Source organism: Tolypothrix campylonemoides VB511288_2 (genome assembly GCF_045999855.1).
Classification (GTDB): Bacteria; Cyanobacteriota; Cyanobacteriia; order Cyanobacteriales; family Nostocaceae; genus Scytonema; species Scytonema bouteillei_A.
Map to the genome: position 1 here is coordinate 93,018 of NZ_JBFPMW010000008.1, position 18,502 is coordinate 111,519.

The window sequence follows — 18,502 nt, forward strand, 5'->3', positions numbered from 1 at the left end:
ACCACCGGCGATGGGGATGGAGTGGGATTGCTCACCACTGGCGATGGGGATGGAGGAGTGGGATTGCTCACCACTGGCGATGGGGATGGAGTGGGATTGTTAACAACCGGTGTGGGATTGCTAACAATTGGTTTAGCGTCTGCAGGTACTTTAATTGTCAATCTCACTAAAGGGCTGTTTGTCATTTTTAAAGACGTAACAGTTGGTTTACCGGGAAGATCCGATTTGAAATCAAAGACTGTGGGACTTTCACCACCGTTGCGATCGCTATATCGCGGTCCTTGTCCGTTCACTTCAAATGTTCCCTGGTACTGCTGTCCTGTTTTTGGATCGGTCACAACACCAGTGTAAAAAGCTTTTGTCAGTCCAAACTCATCTTGAACCACACCTTGAAATTTGGTGTCTGGTATTATGCCTTGGTATTTATATGGTTCTAACTGACCGCCTGAGAGAGCAGGTGAAGAGAGAACGCCATCAAGTGATATGACGGGAATTCCTCTAAAGTCAACGTAGTACCCCAGGCTTCCATCAGCTCGTGTTTGAACTTTTACATAATTAGAAGTGTATACAGGAACAAAATTAGGATTCTGTTTGGTACCTATATTTCGCATATAAGTACCGTTGGAGTCAGTATCTACACGGGTAATTCTATTGTTGAAGTTAGGGTTAAAACTGGGAAGTTGAATAGTACCCGAGAGCGTACCGGTGCTTTGAATTGTTAATTGTGCGGCGGCTTTAGAATTTCCAAGACCAATGATAGCTGAAGCTAGACTGCAACTGCTAATGAGGAGCAATCCTAACTTGGAGATTTTGTTTTTTGAACCGCAAATGGACGCAGGTAGACGAGGATAGTTAGAATTTGCGTGTATTTGCGGATATAAGGAGTTGTCGTTTTGAATTGAGTTTTGACCAGACGCTTGGAAGTGCATTGAGAATGTGTTCCTGGATTATAAAGTCATAAAAAACACGTCTGATTCTACGAGAGGTATTGGACTTCCCCTTGTTAGCTGTTGATTTGCTGCTGATTGTCTAAGTATGCTTTTGAGCATTTGATTACATTTACACAAGTATGAAATTAAAACCGGAACGTTGCTCTCACTGTTCCAATCACTAAAGTATCGTTAGCTGAGTTGTGATCTGGGTTGAAAAGAACTAGCAAGCCTGGAGTGATTGATAAATAGTCGTTCAATTGGGCGCGATAAAAAAGCTCTAAGTGTAATGTACTGTCGCTGCGCCCTCCTGGTGTTCCTCCTTCGGAAAAGTTGGGAAGATTGTATCCCTCTGGCAGGGTACTGGAGGTAATTTTAGGTGGTTGACCGACAAGAATTCCCCCGAGATTGCCTTGGCGGAGTAAGTTAGGAAATGCAGCAAATGCCATCCAGTTAGTTGTTTTTACGCTTCCAGAAAGTTCTTCTGGATTTGAAAAAGTCCAACCTCCCCAACCACCTAATTGAAAGTTGGGATTGACACGCCACGCCACAGTTGCGCCTACAGCATGAGTGTTGAAGGCAACAGATGGTGCAAAAGGAGAGATTAATTGAGCATCACCGATACCACTTCCTAACAAGCCATCAGGAGAGTGGGAGTAAAGATAGTGAACTCCTAAATCGATGTTGTTAGTTGGTGCAAGGCTTAACTGAACACCAGCTGTGTATCTACCACCAAAGAGTCCTGCTGCTTGACCGTTACTGGGAAAGCTGGGAATTTCCGAACTGTAGACTCCTTGCAAACTGATGCGATCGCTGATTTGCCAGTCAAAACCTATGCCACCCGTTCCATTACCGATTGCCAAAATAGGATTGCGCTGACCAAATAAAGAGATAGCTCCTTCTCCAGAACCTTCTAAAGGGTTAATACCCCGGAAGGTATTGCTTGGGTTAACACCAGCTGTCCCAACAACAATGCCAAAGTTATCAGAGACAGGAAATCGGTAAGACAACTCGTTCAGCACTAAATCTTTTTCTGTATCCAGTTCATAACCCAAGCGTCCCATATTGGTGAATACAAATGGTGCATTAGAGCCTGAATTTCCTGCAGATAGACCAGTTAATAATAAATCTTTTCCCGTAAATGAAGTCGCCAGTGTTAACTGTACGTTACTTGCAAATGTGACATTTGTTTGTGCGTCGCGTTCTGGAACACCATCTCTAGGAAACAAATCAATATTAGCCTTGTTAGAGCCTTGCAAGCCAAAAATAACTTGTCCGACAAGTTTCGTTGTTGTGGAAAACTGATTTTTTGCTACTTGCGATGTTCTACCTTCTAAAGAAGTCACACGCTCCTGAATTGCGTTTAGCTCCGCCTGAAATTCCGATTGTAATTTTTCTAGTAAAATTAAATCCTCATTAGTCAGAGCCCCTTCTGTGCTCTTGCCAATCAATTCATTGATTGTTTCCAAGCAAGCCGCCAATCCCGCAGCAAATTCATAACGATTGATAGCTCGATCGCCTCGATAGGTGCGATCGGGATATCCAGCAATACAACCATAGCGTTCTACTAAAGATTGCAAAGCACTAAAAGCCCAATCAGAAGGTTGGACATCACCCAGTTGCGACACAGATGTGACTTGGGACATGGGATCGTCTTCTGGAGAGGGGGTAGACAAGGGAGAAAATTCTACCTTGTCCCCCTTGTCCTCCTTATCCTCCCTGTCCCTCAGTGTTTCTACTGCTTGTACTAGACTGTAAGGGGTTTGAGGATAAATTTTCTCAGTAATTTCACTAGTTATTTTTTTACTTTTTATTTTTATAGCTAACGGGGTAGTTGAAGAACTACCATCCAGTGGCATAAATTCGGGTAATGCCATTTCAGCAGGTGGAATAACTTGAGTTACCTCAGATATTGCTGCTCTGTTCGCCTCTTCTTTTGCCTTTACTGGTGGCTGCTCTGGCACTTTCGGGGCAGATGGTAGCCCTGCTGCCAACACGCCCGCCATTAGCAGACCAATGTCGTTCATCGTACTTAAACATAAATTTAGACTGACATTTCTTTTGACAGGAACAATCTCTGTCAATCCGGAACATTGCTTATTAATAAGTAATATTAAATACTGATTCAAGATAAGAACGAGTGTTGGCAGCTAAGAGGGAGCAGAAAAGGTTACTCCCTTTTCGCCAGAAGACGATCGCTACGGTGTAGGGCGGGTAGTTACCCACCTTACAAAAATCGCTAATTTTTAGAGCAAGCAGAAAGAGAGGTTCGATGCTGAGCTTACTCTGGTTGATTGCAGTACTTATTCAAGTCTGATGCGACAGCATCTAACTGCTTGGCTGCATTTGCTGCTGCTGTTAGGGATGCATCGATATCTCCTCTCGCCTTTTGAATTTTGATTCGACCTTCTGATGAGTTTTTTGCTATCTTGGCAGAGCCTAAAGCTTGACCTGCTTTCGCAATCGATGTGCTCACAGTCTCAAATACCTTGACAATACGGTTCTGAAATTCCTGTAGCTTCGGATCTTTGAAGTTCTGTTCTCCAATCTCTTTACTGACGGCTTGCAAATCTTTTGATAGTTGTATGCTAGTTGTAACCTGTTGCCCTTTATTCTTATCAATAAGCTCAGTTCCTTTGTTAACGACTTCCATCAATCGTTGGCACTGGTTAACTTTGCTTTCATTGCAGGCAGTTATGAGAAAAGTCAGACTCACGCTAACAGAAAAAGTAACAGTATTTTTACGTAAAACAACCATCTTTAATCTCGTTATATATATAACCCAAATAATAATACCCAAAGATTTAACGGTTCTCACTATTGTTCCTGCTTCACGCTTCATCCTTCACCTTCTATCTTGATTAAATGCCCCCCCATCCCATTGAAATCTAAAGAAACTCTAAGCTTAACTAGAAGTTTACAGATATCGCATAATCTGACAAAAGAAAATCGTTAAATTACGGATACACATCGTGTTTGCTTTTATTTCATACTTAGGGTGGATGCATGGGATATTTCAACCCCATTTAGCATTGCATATTCCGGATGGCTTTTTGAATTTACCCGTTATCCTTGTCACTTGGATTATTGCACTCGCATTAATTGCAGCTTCGCTGTCAAAATCGCAAGCAGAATACCAAGAACGAGCTGTACCTCTGATGGGTGTATGTGCGGCTTTTATCTTTGCTGCTCAAATGATTAATTTCCCTATCCCTGGAGGGACTTCCGGGCATCTTTTGGGCGGTACTTTAGCAGGAGCTTTATTAGGTCCTTGGGCTGGTTCTTTAGTGATGGTAGTTGTCTTTATTGTCCAAAGCGTCTTTTTCCAAGATGGCGGTTTGACAGTTTTGGGAGCTAACATCCTGAATATGGGCTTAATTGGGACATTTGCAGGTTATTACCTATACAAAGCTATCCGAATCGCCATAGGTCGTAATAAACTGTTAGGGATGGTTGTGGGCGCAGGGGTTGCAGCCTGGACAAGTGTAGTTGTAGCCGCATTTGTATGTGCAGTACAACTGGCTATATCTGGAACAGTTCCATTGTCGGTAGCATTGACGGCAATGATAACTTGGCACGTGCTGATTGGGATCGGTGAAGCCGCAATCACTGTCATCGCACTTTCGTTTATTTGGCGGACTCGACCGGATATGTTCTACGATCCCCCACGCAAATCTGTTGTCTCTCGACCTTTGTCTCCATATCAATAACGATTAGGGAGTAATTAGAGAAATCTTATGAGCCATAATATGACACGCGATCGCAACCGTGCTTTCGTTATTGCAGGTTTGGGTATTGCCCTACTGATTGCAATTTTCCTCTCTCCTTTTGCCAGCAAAGATCCCGATGGTTTGGATAGAGTCTCCCAAGATCTCAAATTTGAAGATAAAGCAGTTGAAGATACACCAGCTAAAAAGCTTCCCTTCCACTCTTTATTTGACGAATACTCTCTTAAAGGTGTCCCGGAAGGTATAGCTACCCCCATCGCTGGGTTAGTGGGAACTCTAGCAACTTTTGGTTTAGCTTGGGGGATCGGCAAACTTGTGGTGCGTGGTTCGAGTTCATCTCACCCCGAGTATGATGATTCTAACGAAGTATAAAGTATAAAGTGTGAAGGATGAAGGAAGTAAAAATCGTTAGATGCTGCTGCATATTGGAGCAATAGCTCTTGATATCGATAGTAAGAAAGCCACACCCTGGCACCAACTGGCTCCCCGTACTCGCATTCTCTGTACGTTGATGCTTGTTTTTGCCACTGTCATTACCCCCAACGGACATTGGTGGACTTGGTCAATTTATGGTTTGGCTGTGATAAGCCTCATATTACTCAGTCAAGTAACGCTCAGCGTTCTATTGAAACGATTAGCTGTTGAGTTCGGGTTTATCGGTGTCGTACTTCTAGGAACTTTATTCCGAAGAGGTGGTACAGTACTTTGGACTTGGGGTCCTTTACAAATCACTACCCTGGGGCTGATTGTTTTGGGTAGTGTAACATTTAAGGCATTACTGTCGCTGTTGGTGTTAAATTTGCTGACTTTAACAACTTCAGTACCAATGCTTCTCAACGCTCTGATTCAACTGCGAACCCCTCCACTGTTAGTAGCAATTTTGGCATCAATGTATCGCTACATTAACGTTTTGATTAACGAGTTTAACACCATGAGGCGAGCCGCAGCATCTCGCAACTTAATGAACAGCAACCGTACTATCAGGTTAGTCATTGGCAACACAATTGGATCTCTGTTTATCCGCACATACGAGCGAGGTAATCGCATTCATCAAGCAATGCTGTCACGCGGTTATCAAGGAGTCCCACCCATAGAACAAGTACCCCAAGGGGGAAGGCGTGATGCGATCGCTCTCACCATAGCGCTAATTGTGTCACTTTTGGGACAAGCTATTTATTTGATTGGTTAATAGTGAGTGGTTGGTGGTTAGTAGTAAGTAGCTACCAACCAACCACTGACTACTAACAACTAACAACTAACACTTCAACAATGCATCACAATCCAGTCACTATTACAAATCTGAGCTATACGTACCCTGATGGGACTCAAGCCCTTATGGGAATTAATCTATTTATTAAACCAGGAGAAAGAGTTGCATTAATTGGAGCAAATGGTTCGGGTAAATCTACTTTGCAGTATCACCTCAATGGCATTATTTTGCCTCAGGAAGGAGAAGTGATAATTGGCGAATGGGTTGTCAAACCTGAAAATTTACGAGAAATTCGGAATTTTGTGGGACTGGTCTTTCAAAATCCAGATAACCAGTTATTTATGCCAACGGTATGGGAGGATGTTGCTTTTGGTCCGATGAATCTGGGCTTGCGAGATAGGGAACTCAAAGAGCAAGTTCTTCAAGCAATGGTAGCAGTTGATATCGATCCCGAATGGTACGGACAGCGCAATACCGATAACTTGTCTGGAGGTGAAAAAAAACGTGTTGCGATCGCAGGGGTTTTAGCCATGAAGCCTCAGGTTTTGGTATTTGATGAACCTTCTGCTCAGTTAGATCCGCGATCGCGCCGCCAGTTAATTGATTTACTACAAACTCTACCTCTGACTCAACTGATAGCCACTCATGATTTAGATTTAGCCTTAGAGCTTTGTTCGCGTACTGTTGTATTAAGTAGGGGACAAATCGTATTTGACGGTCAGACTGAGAAGGTGATGAACGATTCGGAGTTTTTGCGGGCTCATGCTCTAGAACCCCCTTTAAGTTACAGCCGTCCTTATTGTTGCATTGAACACGCACCTAGTTATCAATCTAGAGCATCCATACAGCAACCAGTTGTTAAAAACTTGTAATTAGACAAATTATTAAGACAATTTGTTCATTGGTACTATGTTCGCTTTTGGCATATATTTTGTCATACCTTCCAAGTTTCAGCACTTTTCACTCTTATACTACGCCGAAATTTTCTCAAAAGAAACTTGCTGCATAATTTGCGCTTTTAACGAATCTGCTGCAACTGCGGCAATAGTTTCCCAATCTTCTTGTGTCAGCAAAACTCCTACTAGTTCTCGTAGTATCTGTCTATCGCAAATAAACTCTTGGCAATAAAGTTCATCCATAGCCAAAACAGCGAGTATGCGTTCTCTGACATCTGATGTAGGTAATCTTAATCTTTGAAGCAGTTTCTCTTTTGCAGTTTTTACTGCAATAGTGGTAGCTGTTCCTAAATTCCAATTATTCAGTAGTAAACGTACTTCCCGGTTTAAAGAAATACGTAACGTTTTTAAACGTCCCAAAAGTTCAAAGTTAAGCATCAGTTCGCCAAATGCAGAACCCCAATCTAATCCCGCGCCTATGTTACCACCTACTTTGTCCTCAGCCTCGATCGCTTTTCTAAACCATTCTTCATCCAACAACAAATCCATTGGATTTACCGCGTTGTTTTGGTTAGAGGTGGATTGATTGTTTGGTGGTTCTTGTTGATTCATCACTTACATCTATTATTTGTATTAAATATTACGATAAAGACAAGTAGATTAATACTAATAACGAAATGATTTCAAAATTCGTTGTCGCAACTGTTCTAAAGCGGGTTCTTCTTCAACAATCTCCTTAGAAAACAATAGCTCATATACTAGTGGTACTCCTAACTGTAACTCTTCTAAAATATCCTGTTTGGCAAATACATCCTGTGGCTTTCCTTCTAAGACAAGTTGCCCTTTATCCATGACAAAAACCCAGTCTGCCCAGCGATAAACTAAATCTAAGTCATGAGTTGCCATCAGGGTTGTTGTTCCAGAGTCATGAATTTTTTTGAGAGTTGCCATTAAGTTTTTAGTATGTAATGTATCTAGATAAGCTGTAGGCTCATCTAGTAACAGTAACTCGGGTTGTAATACCATAACATCTGCTATAGAAACTCGCTTTTTTTGTCCCAAACTCAGGTGATGAACTGGTCTTTCTGCAAGTTCTCTTAACCCAAATTCTAGTAAAGCTTGTTCGACTTTGTATTGAATTTCTGCTTCTGGTAAACCTAAGTTACACAACCCATAAGAAATATCTTCTTCAACAGTAGAAGCAACTAACTGTTGTTCTGGATCTTGAAAAATCAATCCAACTTTTTGTCTTAATTGTATTAAAGAATTGCGATCGTACTTCAGCGGATTCCCTTTCCAAACTAGGCTGCCTTTTTGAGGTTTGTACAAACCATTAGCTAGCAAAAATAGTGTGGTTTTGCCACAACCATTCAAACCAATTAATGCACATTTTTTATTTGCAGGAATCTTAAGTGTTAGCCCATTCAAGGCTGGTTGTTTTACGCCTGGGTAGGTATAGTAAACTTGCTCAAATTCGAGTAACCATTCCTGCATAGTGTCCCCATTCCAAACTGATTAATAATGCACAACCAAAAATTGCTTCTGTAAAAAGGCGCTTGGATTGATGATAGCGATGGGGATGCCAAACCCGCAATTCTTCACTAAACCCCCTCGCAGCAAGACTTAACGAAACCTGACGATAATTTTCTATCGTTCGATTGAGCAGCTGTCCTATCAACAGTGCCAAGCTTTTCATCCCAACGGAGAAGGTCCGATAGCCGCCACGTGCGTGTTGGGCAATCCATAACTCAGTAGCGGTATTTAAGAGCACAAAAATAAAGCGGTACATAAGTAATAGAAGCTCGGTTACAAGCACTGGAACTCCGATACGACGGAGGATGTGTAGCAGTTCGGTGAAGGGAACAGTCAGCATGATAAAGTACAAGCAGGAAAGAGAAGCAAGCGATCGCGACAAAATGGTCAATCCTTGCTCAATACCCTGATGACTGATGTATAAATAATAAGAACCAAAAGTCAAACCAAAAATTGAGTCGCTTTGCGGGATTATATGTATGTGAGAAACCTCAACTCCACTGATGGCTAAAGCTGGAAAACTGGTCAGCCAAAATAAAGCAGCAATATAAACCAGTTTCAAATAAGTTTTAATAGGAATTCCTGCATAAAGCACTATCCAAACACTTATCCAAGCCGCAATCAATAGTTGAACAAGTGGATGAGCAAGCGTAGAGATAATTAACAGAGTAGTTGCAAACAGTACTTTTTGCCCTGGTGGTAACCAGCGCAAGCGATTTGTATAAGCTAATGTATCAATTTGAATTTTCATTCTTATTCTTACTGAATTCCGAACGCCCCTTATACAATCCAATAACATAGCCAATTGTGCCTGCACCTGCTGCTGCTTGTACGGCAAACAATAGACTTTCTACTTCTTTCCCAGGTAACACGATCAAAGAATTGAACCAGGGTTCATAATGGGGCTGTATTTCTTTGATTGCTTCTTCCGCATGACCATCTGCACCTCCAAATTCCGAACCTTTTTTTGCAATCAACGGTGTGACTGTTAATACAACTACTGCTAGTAGCAATAGCCAGTTATTCCATTTGAGGTTTTTTGTCATATGTTTAGTTGCTAATTGCTAATGGCTAATGGCTAATGGCTATTAGCCATTAGCCATTAGCTTTCTGGCTTAATTAGGTTTAACATTTTTAGTTCCTCACGACCATAGTTGGCAAGCCAATTCCAAACCAACACTGTTAGGAATCCTTCACTAATAGCTAAGGGTACCTGAGTGACAGCAAAGATTCCGGCAAATTTGGCAAATGAAGCGATAAAACCACCTGTCGTCGCGGGAAATGCTAATGCCAATTGTATGGAGGTAATCAGATATGTTATTAAATCTGCTAGAGATGCTGCTAGAAATATCGCTAACCTTTGCTTACCAGTTTGCATGACCAAGCGGTACACCCAAAAGGCAACAAATGGTCCCGCGATCGCCATGGAAAAGGCATTGGCTCCCAATGTCGTCAAGCCGCCATGGGCGAGTAATAGTGCTTGAAATAACAGCACTAAACTACCCAACACTGACATGGCTAATGGTCCGAAGAGGATGGCACCCAACCCCGTACCTGTCGGATGGGAACTACTTCCCGTTACTGAAGGCATTTTTAATGCTGACAGTACAAAGGTAAAAGCACCAGCTAATGCTAGGAGTAACTTTAGTTCTGGTGTAGCTTTGGTAATGTGAGTTAGCGATCGCAACCCCAGAATAAAGAACGGTAGTGCTACAATCCACCAGAAAATTGCCCACTTTAGTGGTAAAAAACCTTCCATAATATGCATTGCGTAAGCTGGTTTGGGTAGGCAAACAATTAAGTAGAAGCTTACGGCTGCTATTAAGATAAGATTTACAAATTTTGATGAGCTTTTTAATTTAAGAAGAATTTTTGACACAATATGTACCTGCACATACATCTAAAGCTTTCAGTTTAAATCGGTACGGGTCTTGACTCAAGAAGAACGATCGGGGGCAAAAGTTCCCCGTCTCTGTTCTTAAGCACTAGCAAGGACAAATGGCTCAAATATAATAAAAATTTATCGTTTTATAGAAAAACTATAAATGAATTAATTTTTCGACTATAGATTTTTTTCCTAAAAGTATGTATTCTCAGATAAGTGTATAAAGCGTCTGTGAAGTGCATTCGCTCTAAATGAAGTTTCTCTTAAGTATCAGGGAACCCATTTACCTAATGGGAGAGGACTTCTTTTAACAGTTACCAGTGTTCAGTTCACAGTTATTTGCTTTTCATATCTGTTCTTTGTTCACTGTTTGCTGATTGAAGGTTTTCCTCCATCATCAATAGCTGTTTCTTGAACACCAGATGGAGATTTATTATGGTGCGAGATTCGCGTGTTGATTCGGGTTTTGGGGAGTTTCCAAAACAGTTACATATTTCCAAAGTTTTAGTCTACCGCAGTACAGCAACGCTATTTTTAGTAGGGTGGTTTATCAGTTGGATAGTTCTCTCGTTCATGTGGAGAAGCCAACCAACCAGAGGCAAAACGATATTTGTTTGGATGTTGCTTTTAGTTATTGCTGCCACTGCTATAAGTTGGCATCCTCTATTCCCGTCTCTACAAATAGTTCAATAAAAATGCACGGAGGATTTGAGGAATGCAGAGACAAACAAAACAAAGCTTGCGTGACATGATACAGAAAAACAAGTGGGTCTTGATAGGAATTTGTACCTTAATACCTGTTATGTATCACATTGGCACAATTCCATTGCATCAGCAAGATTTTTTCAAACCCCATGTCAACTATTTGATTAAACAGGAGGTCATTAAACAACCTTCTCTCAAATAACGTTCTTTTAGCACAACATATGGCATTTTATTTCTCCCAGTTTTGAATGCACCCCTTAATAACCGAATGTGGTTATTAAGGGTGTTTTTTCAGCGAGCCGTACTTCTATAGGAGTTAGGTGGGCAACATACACTAACATTGAATGGTGTACAATGTCTATCCTACAGAATGCGTGGGATTTTAGAACCAAAAAGAGTAATTCATCTTCATACTTAAAAGTAGGTGCCTTTAATTCTGAATTAATTTCTTTTTTCGATGAATATTAGTTCCGCCTTGCCTACTTTTGTCATTACACTTCGAGAAGGAGTAGAAGCAGCCCTTGTTGTTGGGATTGTACTAGCTTTGCTAGACAAAGCAAAGCAATCTCGTCTGAATCCATGGGTTTATGCCGGTATCGTTACTGGTATTGCTATCAGCGCACTGATAGGTTTTCTCTTCACTTGGCTTATCCAAGCCTTAACTACAATCAATCCTCAATATACGCCTGTCGTTAAACCATTAATGGAAGGTATATTTAGTATCTTGGCGATTGTGATGCTTAGCTGGATGCTGATTTGGATGACCAAACAAGCGAAATTCATGAAAGCTCAAGTTGAGGGATCGCTCTCCAGTACATTACAACAAGACTTAAACGCCGGTTGGGGTGTTTTTACTCTTATCTTGGTTGCTGTTGTACGTGAAGGCTTTGAAACTGTACTGTTTGTTACTGCTAACTTTCAACAGGGTCTCATTCCTGCTATTGGTGCTATTGCTGGTATTATAGTGGCAGCCATCATAGGTGTATTGCTGTTTAAGTTAGGTGTTAAAATCAACATCCGGCAGTTTTTCCAAGTCATGGGTGTTTTACTGGTACTGATTGTAGCTGGGCTAGTCGCAACGGCGTTGCTTAAGTTCGATCGCGCAACGGCGGCTCTTTCCATCAGCAATCCTGCTTCTGAAAGTCTTTGTTTCTATTACGATCGCTTTGCCGAAATCCACTCTTGCATCCTCGGTCCTATGGTGTGGAATACTTCTCATATTCTTCCCGATCGCGAGTTTCCCGGTGTTGTGCTGAAATCTTTGTTTGGCTACAGAGAACATCTCTATCTCATGCAAGCCATTGGATATGTTGTGTTTATACTAACAGTTGGAGGTTTATATTTCCGCAGCCTCCTAAGCACAGAGAGTGTAAGCACTAAAAATTAGCTACTCGTACAGAAATAGGGATAGATAAGTAGTTAGGGATTTGCAAAAAATAAATTGTCCATAGAATAAGAGACGGGTAAGGATACCCGTCTCTTATTTATAGTGGGCTTTCCCAAGCCTTAGCACAAGCCATTTTGGGACATTTTTTATAAAAGCGGACGAGTGTTTTTGTAACCACAACTTCCAGTCGCCTCAATAATTCTCAAAGTCAGTCAATTCTACTTTTAGGACTTTTCCTACTTTTATAACTTTTTCTTGTTTAAGCCCTTTTTTAAAAAAAATCCTGCAATAAAATATTAGTTAAAATTTTTAGAAATAAAAATTGTTTAAAACTTTAAACTTTCAGGGGTTAACAATACATGTTCTTTTTAAACGAATCTCTGACATATGGATTAATATAAAACATACAAGCTTCTACCTAATGAAAGACAGAAATTCTATCCGGAGAGGGATGTAAAATTCTATCTGAAATTACATTTCTCACAGAGGATAAAACAGACAATTATTCTGTCAATGTTTTTACAAGAGTATCAAATTTGGAAAGACAAAAAAGTGCTGGGAGGTTTTAGTTAAGATTAGTTAAGATACAATTAAATACTCATAAGAGAATATCTGAAAAATAAGAAAGTACACATTGTGAGGTTCTCTCGTCTCAATACTGATACACCCGTGCAAGCTTTTGGTTTAGCAGGTATTGAACATTAAGTAAGAATTCTCAAATTTACCTGAAACGACTGAAGCGTTTATACTTCTATGATTCGTTTCATGCTCAAGCAACTTGCGTAACGTAACTAACATCACTTGTTTTAAACCTTTCAGATATCCTATAAGATGTAAGCACGAGAGCTAGCGAGACAAATATTGACATTTAAACAGTACTATGCTAGCTTCAAGATAAATAATATTACTTAGAATAATAGTTGTTCTGGTGCCTCCCGTTGCTATAGTTTCTCAGAAGTTACTTTACGGGAATTACTCTACCTTAGGCTCGCTCCGTGTGTTCTCAATTAAGCGCCTGCATTTCTTGTATTACCTGATGGTAAATCTGTTGTATTTACAACTACTTACTAGGGCTATTTACGTTTTCCAGGATATCCATCTGAGTAGCGAATACAGGTAATAACCGATAGATATCGTTTCAACAATTCACCTCCAAACCATTCACTCCATATACCTCATTATTTATCTTAAAAAAAAATTAAGATAAAACTGTTTGGGCTTGTCACAGATTGCTTTAACTAAATAGAGAATTTATTGATATGTGGAGTTGGGCTTTGATGGTCTTTACGATCTCGGTCTCTCCAAACGAACCTTCTTTTTTGTTGTAAGTCGGTAAGCACAATTAAACAGAACTATATGAAATTATGTAAAGCGCTGGGAAGGCTTTAAAAATAAGCTTTTTAGTAATTTACATTTCTTAATCTAGTTATGTTTTTTAGCACCCACCTACTTACGTCCACCGATAAGAAGGTCGAATTGCGGAGATAGTGTGACTGAAATTAGAAATATTTAAGGGTGATGGAATTGCATAAAAGGTGTGACCGAAATCGTAAACGTTCAAAACGACGAGTGATTTATTGTCCAATTCATGGATGCTATCTTGATAGCATGAGTCAAAAGCATCCATTGTTTGCCGATCGCGCAAGTCAACTTCAGCAACGGGGAGCTAGCCGACAAAAAGCCTTAATCTTGGTGGCGAAAAAGACTGCAGTTTCCCTAGAAGGCGAATGGTTGGAAGCATTCTGGTGCGATCTGTGTCAGAAAACAGAATGGTACCACGTCAAAAAGCAGGATTGTATTTATGAGGTATCAATAGCATCCCCAGCACTGTGGCGACAAGCAGTGAACGTCATTCATATCGAAGGAAATCCTTCCGTAAGTGAGTTTACCCGCCGACACGCACGGAACCTAAGATATAACAGCAAGGATTTCTAATTCAGAGGTTGAGCCAGTTGCGATCGCAATTGAATGTATCAGTAGGATTCATATTGACCAATATGGAGCACACATCACAATTTGAAGAAATTGATTTTCAAAAATATTTGCAGGTTCTTCTTAAGTTCGGATAAGAAACCAAAAGCGATTGTGGTTACGAGTTCTGTCCCTAAAGAAAGAAAATCTGAAGTTGCTGTAAGTATTTGAACGCTATCAATTTTTTAGACAATTTATAAGGTAAGATAAATGCATGTTATTCGACTAACAACTCCCGTCGCTTTTATCATCTTTAAACGACCACATACGACTGAGAAAGTATTTGAAGCTATTCGCCAAGTGAAGCCATATAAACTTTTTATCATTGCAGATGGTCCGCGTCAAGACCGTCCTAGTGAAGCAGAAAAGTGCGAAGCTACTCGTGCAATTATCGATCGTGTTGATTGGGACTGCGAAGTTTTGAAGAACTACTCTGAGATTAATTTAGGGTGCGGTAAGCGTGTATCTAGTGGTCTAGATTGGGTTTTCGAACACGTTGAAGAAGCAATTATTTTAGAAGATGACTGCTTACCTCACCCTACGTTTTTTCGTTTCTGTGAAGAATTACTTGAGCGATATAGGTACGATGAACGAATAGGAACAATCTCTGGTCAAAATATCCAATTTGGTAGAAAAAGAGACGAATACAGTTACTACTTCTCACACTATAACCATGTTTGGGGTTGGGCAACATGGAAACGAGCTTGGAAAGATTTTGACTTAGACATGAAAAAATGGTCAGAGATTAAAGAAAAGGGATACCTAAACAACATACTTACAAACACCCGAACAACATATAAATGGACTAAGGAATTGCAATCTACCTATGATGCTATGGTGGATGGTTTGTTTAACGTTTGGGCATATCAATGGCAATTGACATGCTGGATGCATAACTATTTAGGTATTATCTCAAATGTGAACCTAATTTCTAATATCGGTTTTGGTAGTGAATCAACTCATACCTCTGGTACAAGAAGTAGACACGCTAATATGCCCACAGAAGCGGTCGAATTTCCTCTGAAGCATCCACCGTATATGATTCGCCATCTGCAAGCAGATAACTTTACGCAAAAAACTTTATTCTCATATCTCCATGCGAGCTTACTACAGAGATTTATTTGGAAGATGCAAAAAGTACTAGAGGATCGGTACAGTAAGTCCCTCCAACGTAACCTTCTTTTTTGTTGTACGTCCACTGATAAGAAGGTCGAATTGCGGAGATAGTGTGACTGAAATTAGAAACATTTAAGGGTGATGGAATTGCATAAAAGGTGTGACCGAAATCGTAAGCGTTCCAAGCGACGAGCGATTTATTGTCCAATCCAAGAATGCTATCTTGATAGCATGAGTCAAAAGCATCCATTGTTTGCCGATCGCGCAAGTCAACTTCAGCAACGGGGAGCTAGCCGACAAAAAGCCTTAATCTTGGTGGCGAAAAAGACTGCAGTTTCCCTAGAAGGCGAATGGTTGGAAGCATTCTGGTGCGATCTGTGTCAGAAAACAGAATGGTACCACGTCAAAAAGCAGGATTGTATTTATGAGGTATCAATAGCATCCCCAGCACTGTGGCGACAAGCAGTGAACGTCATTCATATCGAAGGAAATCCTTCCGTAAGTGAGTTTACCCGCCGACACGCACGGAACCTAAGATATAACAGCAAGGATTTCTAATTCAGAGGTTGAGCCAGTTGCGATCGCAATTGAATGTATCAGTAGGATTCATATTGACCAATATGGAGCACACATCACAATTTGAAGAAATTGATTTTCAAAAATATTTGCAGGTTTTGCAACGGCGTTGGGTACCCGGAGTAGGAGTTTTTGGAGCAGTTGCTACCCTTGCATCCTTATATGCATTCTTATTGAAACCTACATATAAGGCAGAAGCAAGTCTGTTGATTAAAACGAATCAAGCCTCTTCACTAACGGGTTTGGGGGAAGCTATTGGAGCCATAGGACGGCTTGATTCTTTAGCTTCGAATAATCCGTTAGATACCCAAGCAAAAATAGTGGCATCTGTTCCAGTTATTGAGGAAACAATTGATTCACTTGACCTCAAAGATGATCGGGGCAAACCTTTGACAATCCGAGATATGACTGAAAAGCTTAAGGTAGAAGCTGCTAAAGGAACCGATATACTGCAAATTTCTTATAAAGATAAAAATCCCAAGCTTGCGGCAAAAGTCGTCAACAAAGTTATTGAAATTTATATCAGCAATAACAGACAAGCGAATCGGGCTGAAGCAGTCTCAGCTCGCAACTTTATCCAGCAGCAGCTACCTGAAACTGAGAACGCTGTAAGAAGAGCAGAAACAGCCTTGCGTAGATTCAAAGAGAGAAATAAAGTCATTGCTCTGCAAGAAGAAGCAACTGCATCAGTCAGCGCGATTTCCAAGTTAGAAGAACAAATTTCTCAAGCTCGAGCTCAATTGGTTGATGTGACTGCTCAATCACGAAAGTTACAAACTCAAGCGAAGATCGATCCACAACAAGCTGTAACTGTTGCACAGTTAAGTCAAATACCAGGAACACAAAAACTACTGGAGCAACTTCAGGAGGCTCAAAGCCAGCTTGCAGTTGAGCGAAATCGTTTTCAGCCAGAACACCCTTCTATTCTTCATTTGGAGGAAAAAATTACTGCCCTCAACAGCTTGTTACAACAGCGGACAGAGCAGATCCAAGGCAGCGATCGGCAAGTCAATATAGAGAATCTTCAAGTTGGAGAACTGCGACAACAACTGATTGAAGATTTTGCTCGCTCTGAGGCAAGACGTGTCGGTTTAGAAGGTCAAATTATGACCCTGTCTAATGAAAGGTCTGCCTACAAAGAACGAGCAAACATTTTGCCCAGTCTAGAACAGACTCAGCGGCAGCTTGAGCGGAAGTTGAAAGCAGCTCAAACGACTTACGAAACACTTTTGAGGAGACTGCAAGAGATCCAAGTCGCGGAAAACCAAAACATTGGAAATGCTCGTGTCATATCTCCTGCGTTAATACCCGATCGACCATCTGGTTCTAAAAAGAAACTAGTTATCGGCGGTGGAGCAGTTGCAGGTGTTTTGCTTGGTGTCATTGCTGCTTTCACTTTAGATTTGCTCGACCAATCGGTTAAGACGGTTAAAGAAGCCAGAGAACTATTTCAATACACCCTGCTGGGGGTTATTCCTTCAACCACTGGCAATGGCAAAAAGAGCTCTTCTTTTCTCAAAGTGGTTGGTAGGGATATTCCTCACTTTCCCGTGGGTGACGCATATCAAATGTTGCAAGCCAACTTAAAGTTTCTTAGTTCAGATAAAAAGCCAAAAGCGATCGTGGTTACAAGTTCTGCTTCCAAAGAAGGAAAGTCTGAGGTGGCGGCAAATCTAGCTGTGGCAATGGCTCAGGTAGGACGTCGGGTTTTGTTGGTGGATGCCGATATGCGTCATCCAGTCCAGCATCACGTTTGGGGTATGGGGAATGCAGTAGGACTATCAAATCTTATTGTTGACGAACTTCCAATGTATACACTTGTGCAGGAAGTTATGCCCAATCTTTACGTTCTTCCGTCTGGAGTTTTACCTCCTAACCCAGTGGCGCTGTTAGATTCAAAGCGAATGGTTGCATTAATTGCCTCCTTTGTAGAAGAATACGATTTCGTCATTTTTGACACCCCAACCCTAGCAGGAACAGCAGATGCTGCGGTTTTAAGCAAACTATCTGACGGGATCTTATTGGTAGCTCGTCCTGGAGTGAGTGATTATGTTAGTGCAAATGCAGCCAAGCAGTTTTTAACTCAGTCTGGTCTAAATGTTTTAGGCATGGTGATTAATGGTGTGAATGTGAAACGCGAGCCTGACAGCTATTTTTATTACACGAGAAATTCAGTTGAAGTAGGCTTTGCACCTAGAAACTCTGTACTTACAGAAATAAATACATCAAGGTTTACAGGTAAAAGCGATGTCTCTTAATATCCACTTGATGTGCTTTATGAGTTTACAGTCAGACGAACGCTACGTTTTTAGTCTAGATTTCAAGGACAAGCTCACCTATATCTAAGAAAATTGATGTTTTTTCACACATAGTACTAACCATAAAACCCTTATTTCATAGATAAAAGCCAAGAAAGTTACTGTAACTTTATTAAGCTGCTTTTAACTCAACCTAGGTTTCTACGGATAGATGAAATATCTGAGATATGGCATTTGTGTGAGTTATGCTTAGTGTGAGTTTCTCAGCGTTCGCTTCATTTTTTATTAAAAATCTTACTCTCTTAAGT

The 18,502-nt window shown here is 40.8% G+C and carries 19 protein-coding genes; 11 read left to right on the forward strand and 8 right to left on the reverse strand.

Features of this window, described 5'->3' with window-relative positions; all coding sequences use genetic code 11:
* The 3 genes from AB0756_RS23320 to AB0756_RS23330 all read right to left on the reverse strand — a co-directional run.
* Positions 1-929 (reverse strand): hypothetical protein (locus AB0756_RS23320; protein WP_408104009.1); only part of this gene is annotated, 929 nt, incomplete at its 3' end.
* 146 nt (positions 930-1,075) lie between these two features.
* The gene (locus AB0756_RS23325; protein ID WP_050045181.1) at positions 1,076-2,956 is read right to left on the reverse strand and encodes an iron uptake porin; all 1,881 of its coding nucleotides are present in this window, start codon (positions 2,954-2,956) and stop codon (positions 1,076-1,078) included.
* Positions 2,957-3,210: 254 nt separating this feature from the next.
* Positions 3,211-3,687 carry a hypothetical protein gene (locus AB0756_RS23330; protein ID WP_038090041.1) on the reverse strand — a complete coding sequence of 159 codons (477 nt, stop codon included), beginning with the start codon at positions 3,685-3,687 and terminating at the stop codon, positions 3,211-3,213.
* 214 nt (positions 3,688-3,901) lie between these two features.
* Here AB0756_RS23330 and AB0756_RS23335 point away from each other — a divergent pair, with 214 nt between their 5' ends.
* The 4 genes from AB0756_RS23335 to AB0756_RS23350 all read left to right on the forward strand — a co-directional run bounded on the left by AB0756_RS23335 (position 3,902) and on the right by AB0756_RS23350 (position 6,739).
* The gene (locus tag AB0756_RS23335; protein WP_237265941.1) at positions 3,902-4,639 is read left to right on the forward strand and encodes an energy-coupling factor ABC transporter permease; all 738 of its coding nucleotides are present in this window, start codon (positions 3,902-3,904) and stop codon (positions 4,637-4,639) included.
* 27 nt (positions 4,640-4,666) lie between these two features.
* On the forward strand, positions 4,667-5,029 hold the full coding sequence (locus AB0756_RS23340) for a PDGLE domain-containing protein (protein WP_038089977.1): 363 nt from the start codon (positions 4,667-4,669) through the stop codon (positions 5,027-5,029).
* Between the two features lie 40 nt (positions 5,030-5,069).
* Positions 5,070-5,846 (forward strand): cobalt ECF transporter T component CbiQ, encoded by a 777-nt coding sequence (gene cbiQ, locus AB0756_RS23345; RefSeq protein ID WP_137986100.1) that lies wholly within the window; start codon positions 5,070-5,072, stop codon positions 5,844-5,846.
* An 80-nt stretch (positions 5,847-5,926) separates the two neighbouring features.
* The gene (locus tag AB0756_RS23350; protein ID WP_038089974.1) at positions 5,927-6,739 is read left to right on the forward strand and encodes an energy-coupling factor ABC transporter ATP-binding protein; all 813 of its coding nucleotides are present in this window, start codon (positions 5,927-5,929) and stop codon (positions 6,737-6,739) included.
* Between the two features lie 99 nt (positions 6,740-6,838).
* Here the strand turns inward: AB0756_RS23350 and AB0756_RS23355 are convergent, their stop codons facing one another.
* From AB0756_RS23355 to AB0756_RS23375, 5 genes are read right to left on the reverse strand one after another with little or no spacing between them, the layout of a single operon-like run.
* Positions 6,839-7,375, reverse strand: a complete 537-nt coding sequence (locus AB0756_RS23355; RefSeq protein WP_038089971.1) for a hypothetical protein — start codon at positions 7,373-7,375, stop codon at positions 6,839-6,841.
* Between the two features lie 54 nt (positions 7,376-7,429).
* Complete coding sequence (locus tag AB0756_RS23360) at positions 7,430-8,257, reverse strand: energy-coupling factor ABC transporter ATP-binding protein (protein WP_038089968.1); 828 nt, start codon at positions 8,255-8,257, stop codon at positions 7,430-7,432.
* Positions 8,232-9,047: a cobalt ECF transporter T component CbiQ gene (gene cbiQ, locus AB0756_RS23365; RefSeq protein WP_038089965.1), complete on the reverse strand. Its 816-nt coding sequence runs from the start codon at positions 9,045-9,047 to the stop codon at positions 8,232-8,234. The genes AB0756_RS23360 and cbiQ (AB0756_RS23365) overlap by 26 nt, the downstream gene beginning before the upstream one ends.
* A complete protein-coding gene (locus AB0756_RS23370) occupies positions 9,031-9,342 on the reverse strand; it encodes an energy-coupling factor ABC transporter substrate-binding protein (RefSeq protein WP_038089961.1) in 312 nt (103 codons plus the stop codon). Before AB0756_RS23370 ends, cbiQ (AB0756_RS23365) begins: the two co-directional genes overlap by 17 nt.
* 56 nt (positions 9,343-9,398) lie before the next feature.
* The gene (locus tag AB0756_RS23375) at positions 9,399-10,064 is read right to left on the reverse strand and encodes an energy-coupling factor ABC transporter permease (RefSeq protein ID WP_237265940.1); all 666 of its coding nucleotides are present in this window, start codon (positions 10,062-10,064) and stop codon (positions 9,399-9,401) included.
* A 552-nt stretch (positions 10,065-10,616) separates the two neighbouring features.
* Between AB0756_RS23375 and AB0756_RS23380 the strand changes: the two genes are divergently transcribed.
* The 7 genes from AB0756_RS23380 to AB0756_RS23410 all read left to right on the forward strand — a co-directional run bounded on the left by AB0756_RS23380 (position 10,617) and on the right by AB0756_RS23410 (position 18,194).
* Complete coding sequence (locus AB0756_RS23380) at positions 10,617-10,874, forward strand: hypothetical protein (RefSeq protein ID WP_050045183.1); 258 nt, start codon at positions 10,617-10,619, stop codon at positions 10,872-10,874.
* Between the two features lie 22 nt (positions 10,875-10,896).
* On the forward strand, positions 10,897-11,088 hold the full coding sequence (locus AB0756_RS23385; RefSeq protein WP_050045184.1) for a hypothetical protein: 192 nt from the start codon (positions 10,897-10,899) through the stop codon (positions 11,086-11,088).
* A 255-nt stretch (positions 11,089-11,343) separates the two neighbouring features.
* Entirely contained in the window at positions 11,344-12,273 is a 930-nt protein-coding gene (locus AB0756_RS23390; RefSeq protein ID WP_038089958.1) for an FTR1 family iron permease, read from the forward strand.
* 1,524 nt (positions 12,274-13,797) lie between these two features.
* A complete protein-coding gene (locus AB0756_RS23395; RefSeq protein ID WP_038090032.1) occupies positions 13,798-14,208 on the forward strand; it encodes a hypothetical protein in 411 nt (136 codons plus the stop codon).
* A gap of 246 nt (positions 14,209-14,454) precedes the next feature.
* On the forward strand, positions 14,455-15,471 hold the full coding sequence (locus tag AB0756_RS23400; protein ID WP_050045185.1) for a hypothetical protein: 1,017 nt from the start codon (positions 14,455-14,457) through the stop codon (positions 15,469-15,471).
* A gap of 36 nt (positions 15,472-15,507) precedes the next feature.
* Positions 15,508-15,918 carry a hypothetical protein gene (locus tag AB0756_RS23405; protein WP_408104011.1) on the forward strand — a complete coding sequence of 137 codons (411 nt, stop codon included), beginning with the start codon at positions 15,508-15,510 and terminating at the stop codon, positions 15,916-15,918.
* A 62-nt stretch (positions 15,919-15,980) separates the two neighbouring features.
* Positions 15,981-18,194 carry a GumC family protein gene (locus AB0756_RS23410; RefSeq protein ID WP_038089954.1) on the forward strand — a complete coding sequence of 738 codons (2,214 nt, stop codon included), beginning with the start codon at positions 15,981-15,983 and terminating at the stop codon, positions 18,192-18,194.
* The last annotated feature ends 308 nt before the right edge of the window (positions 18,195-18,502 follow it).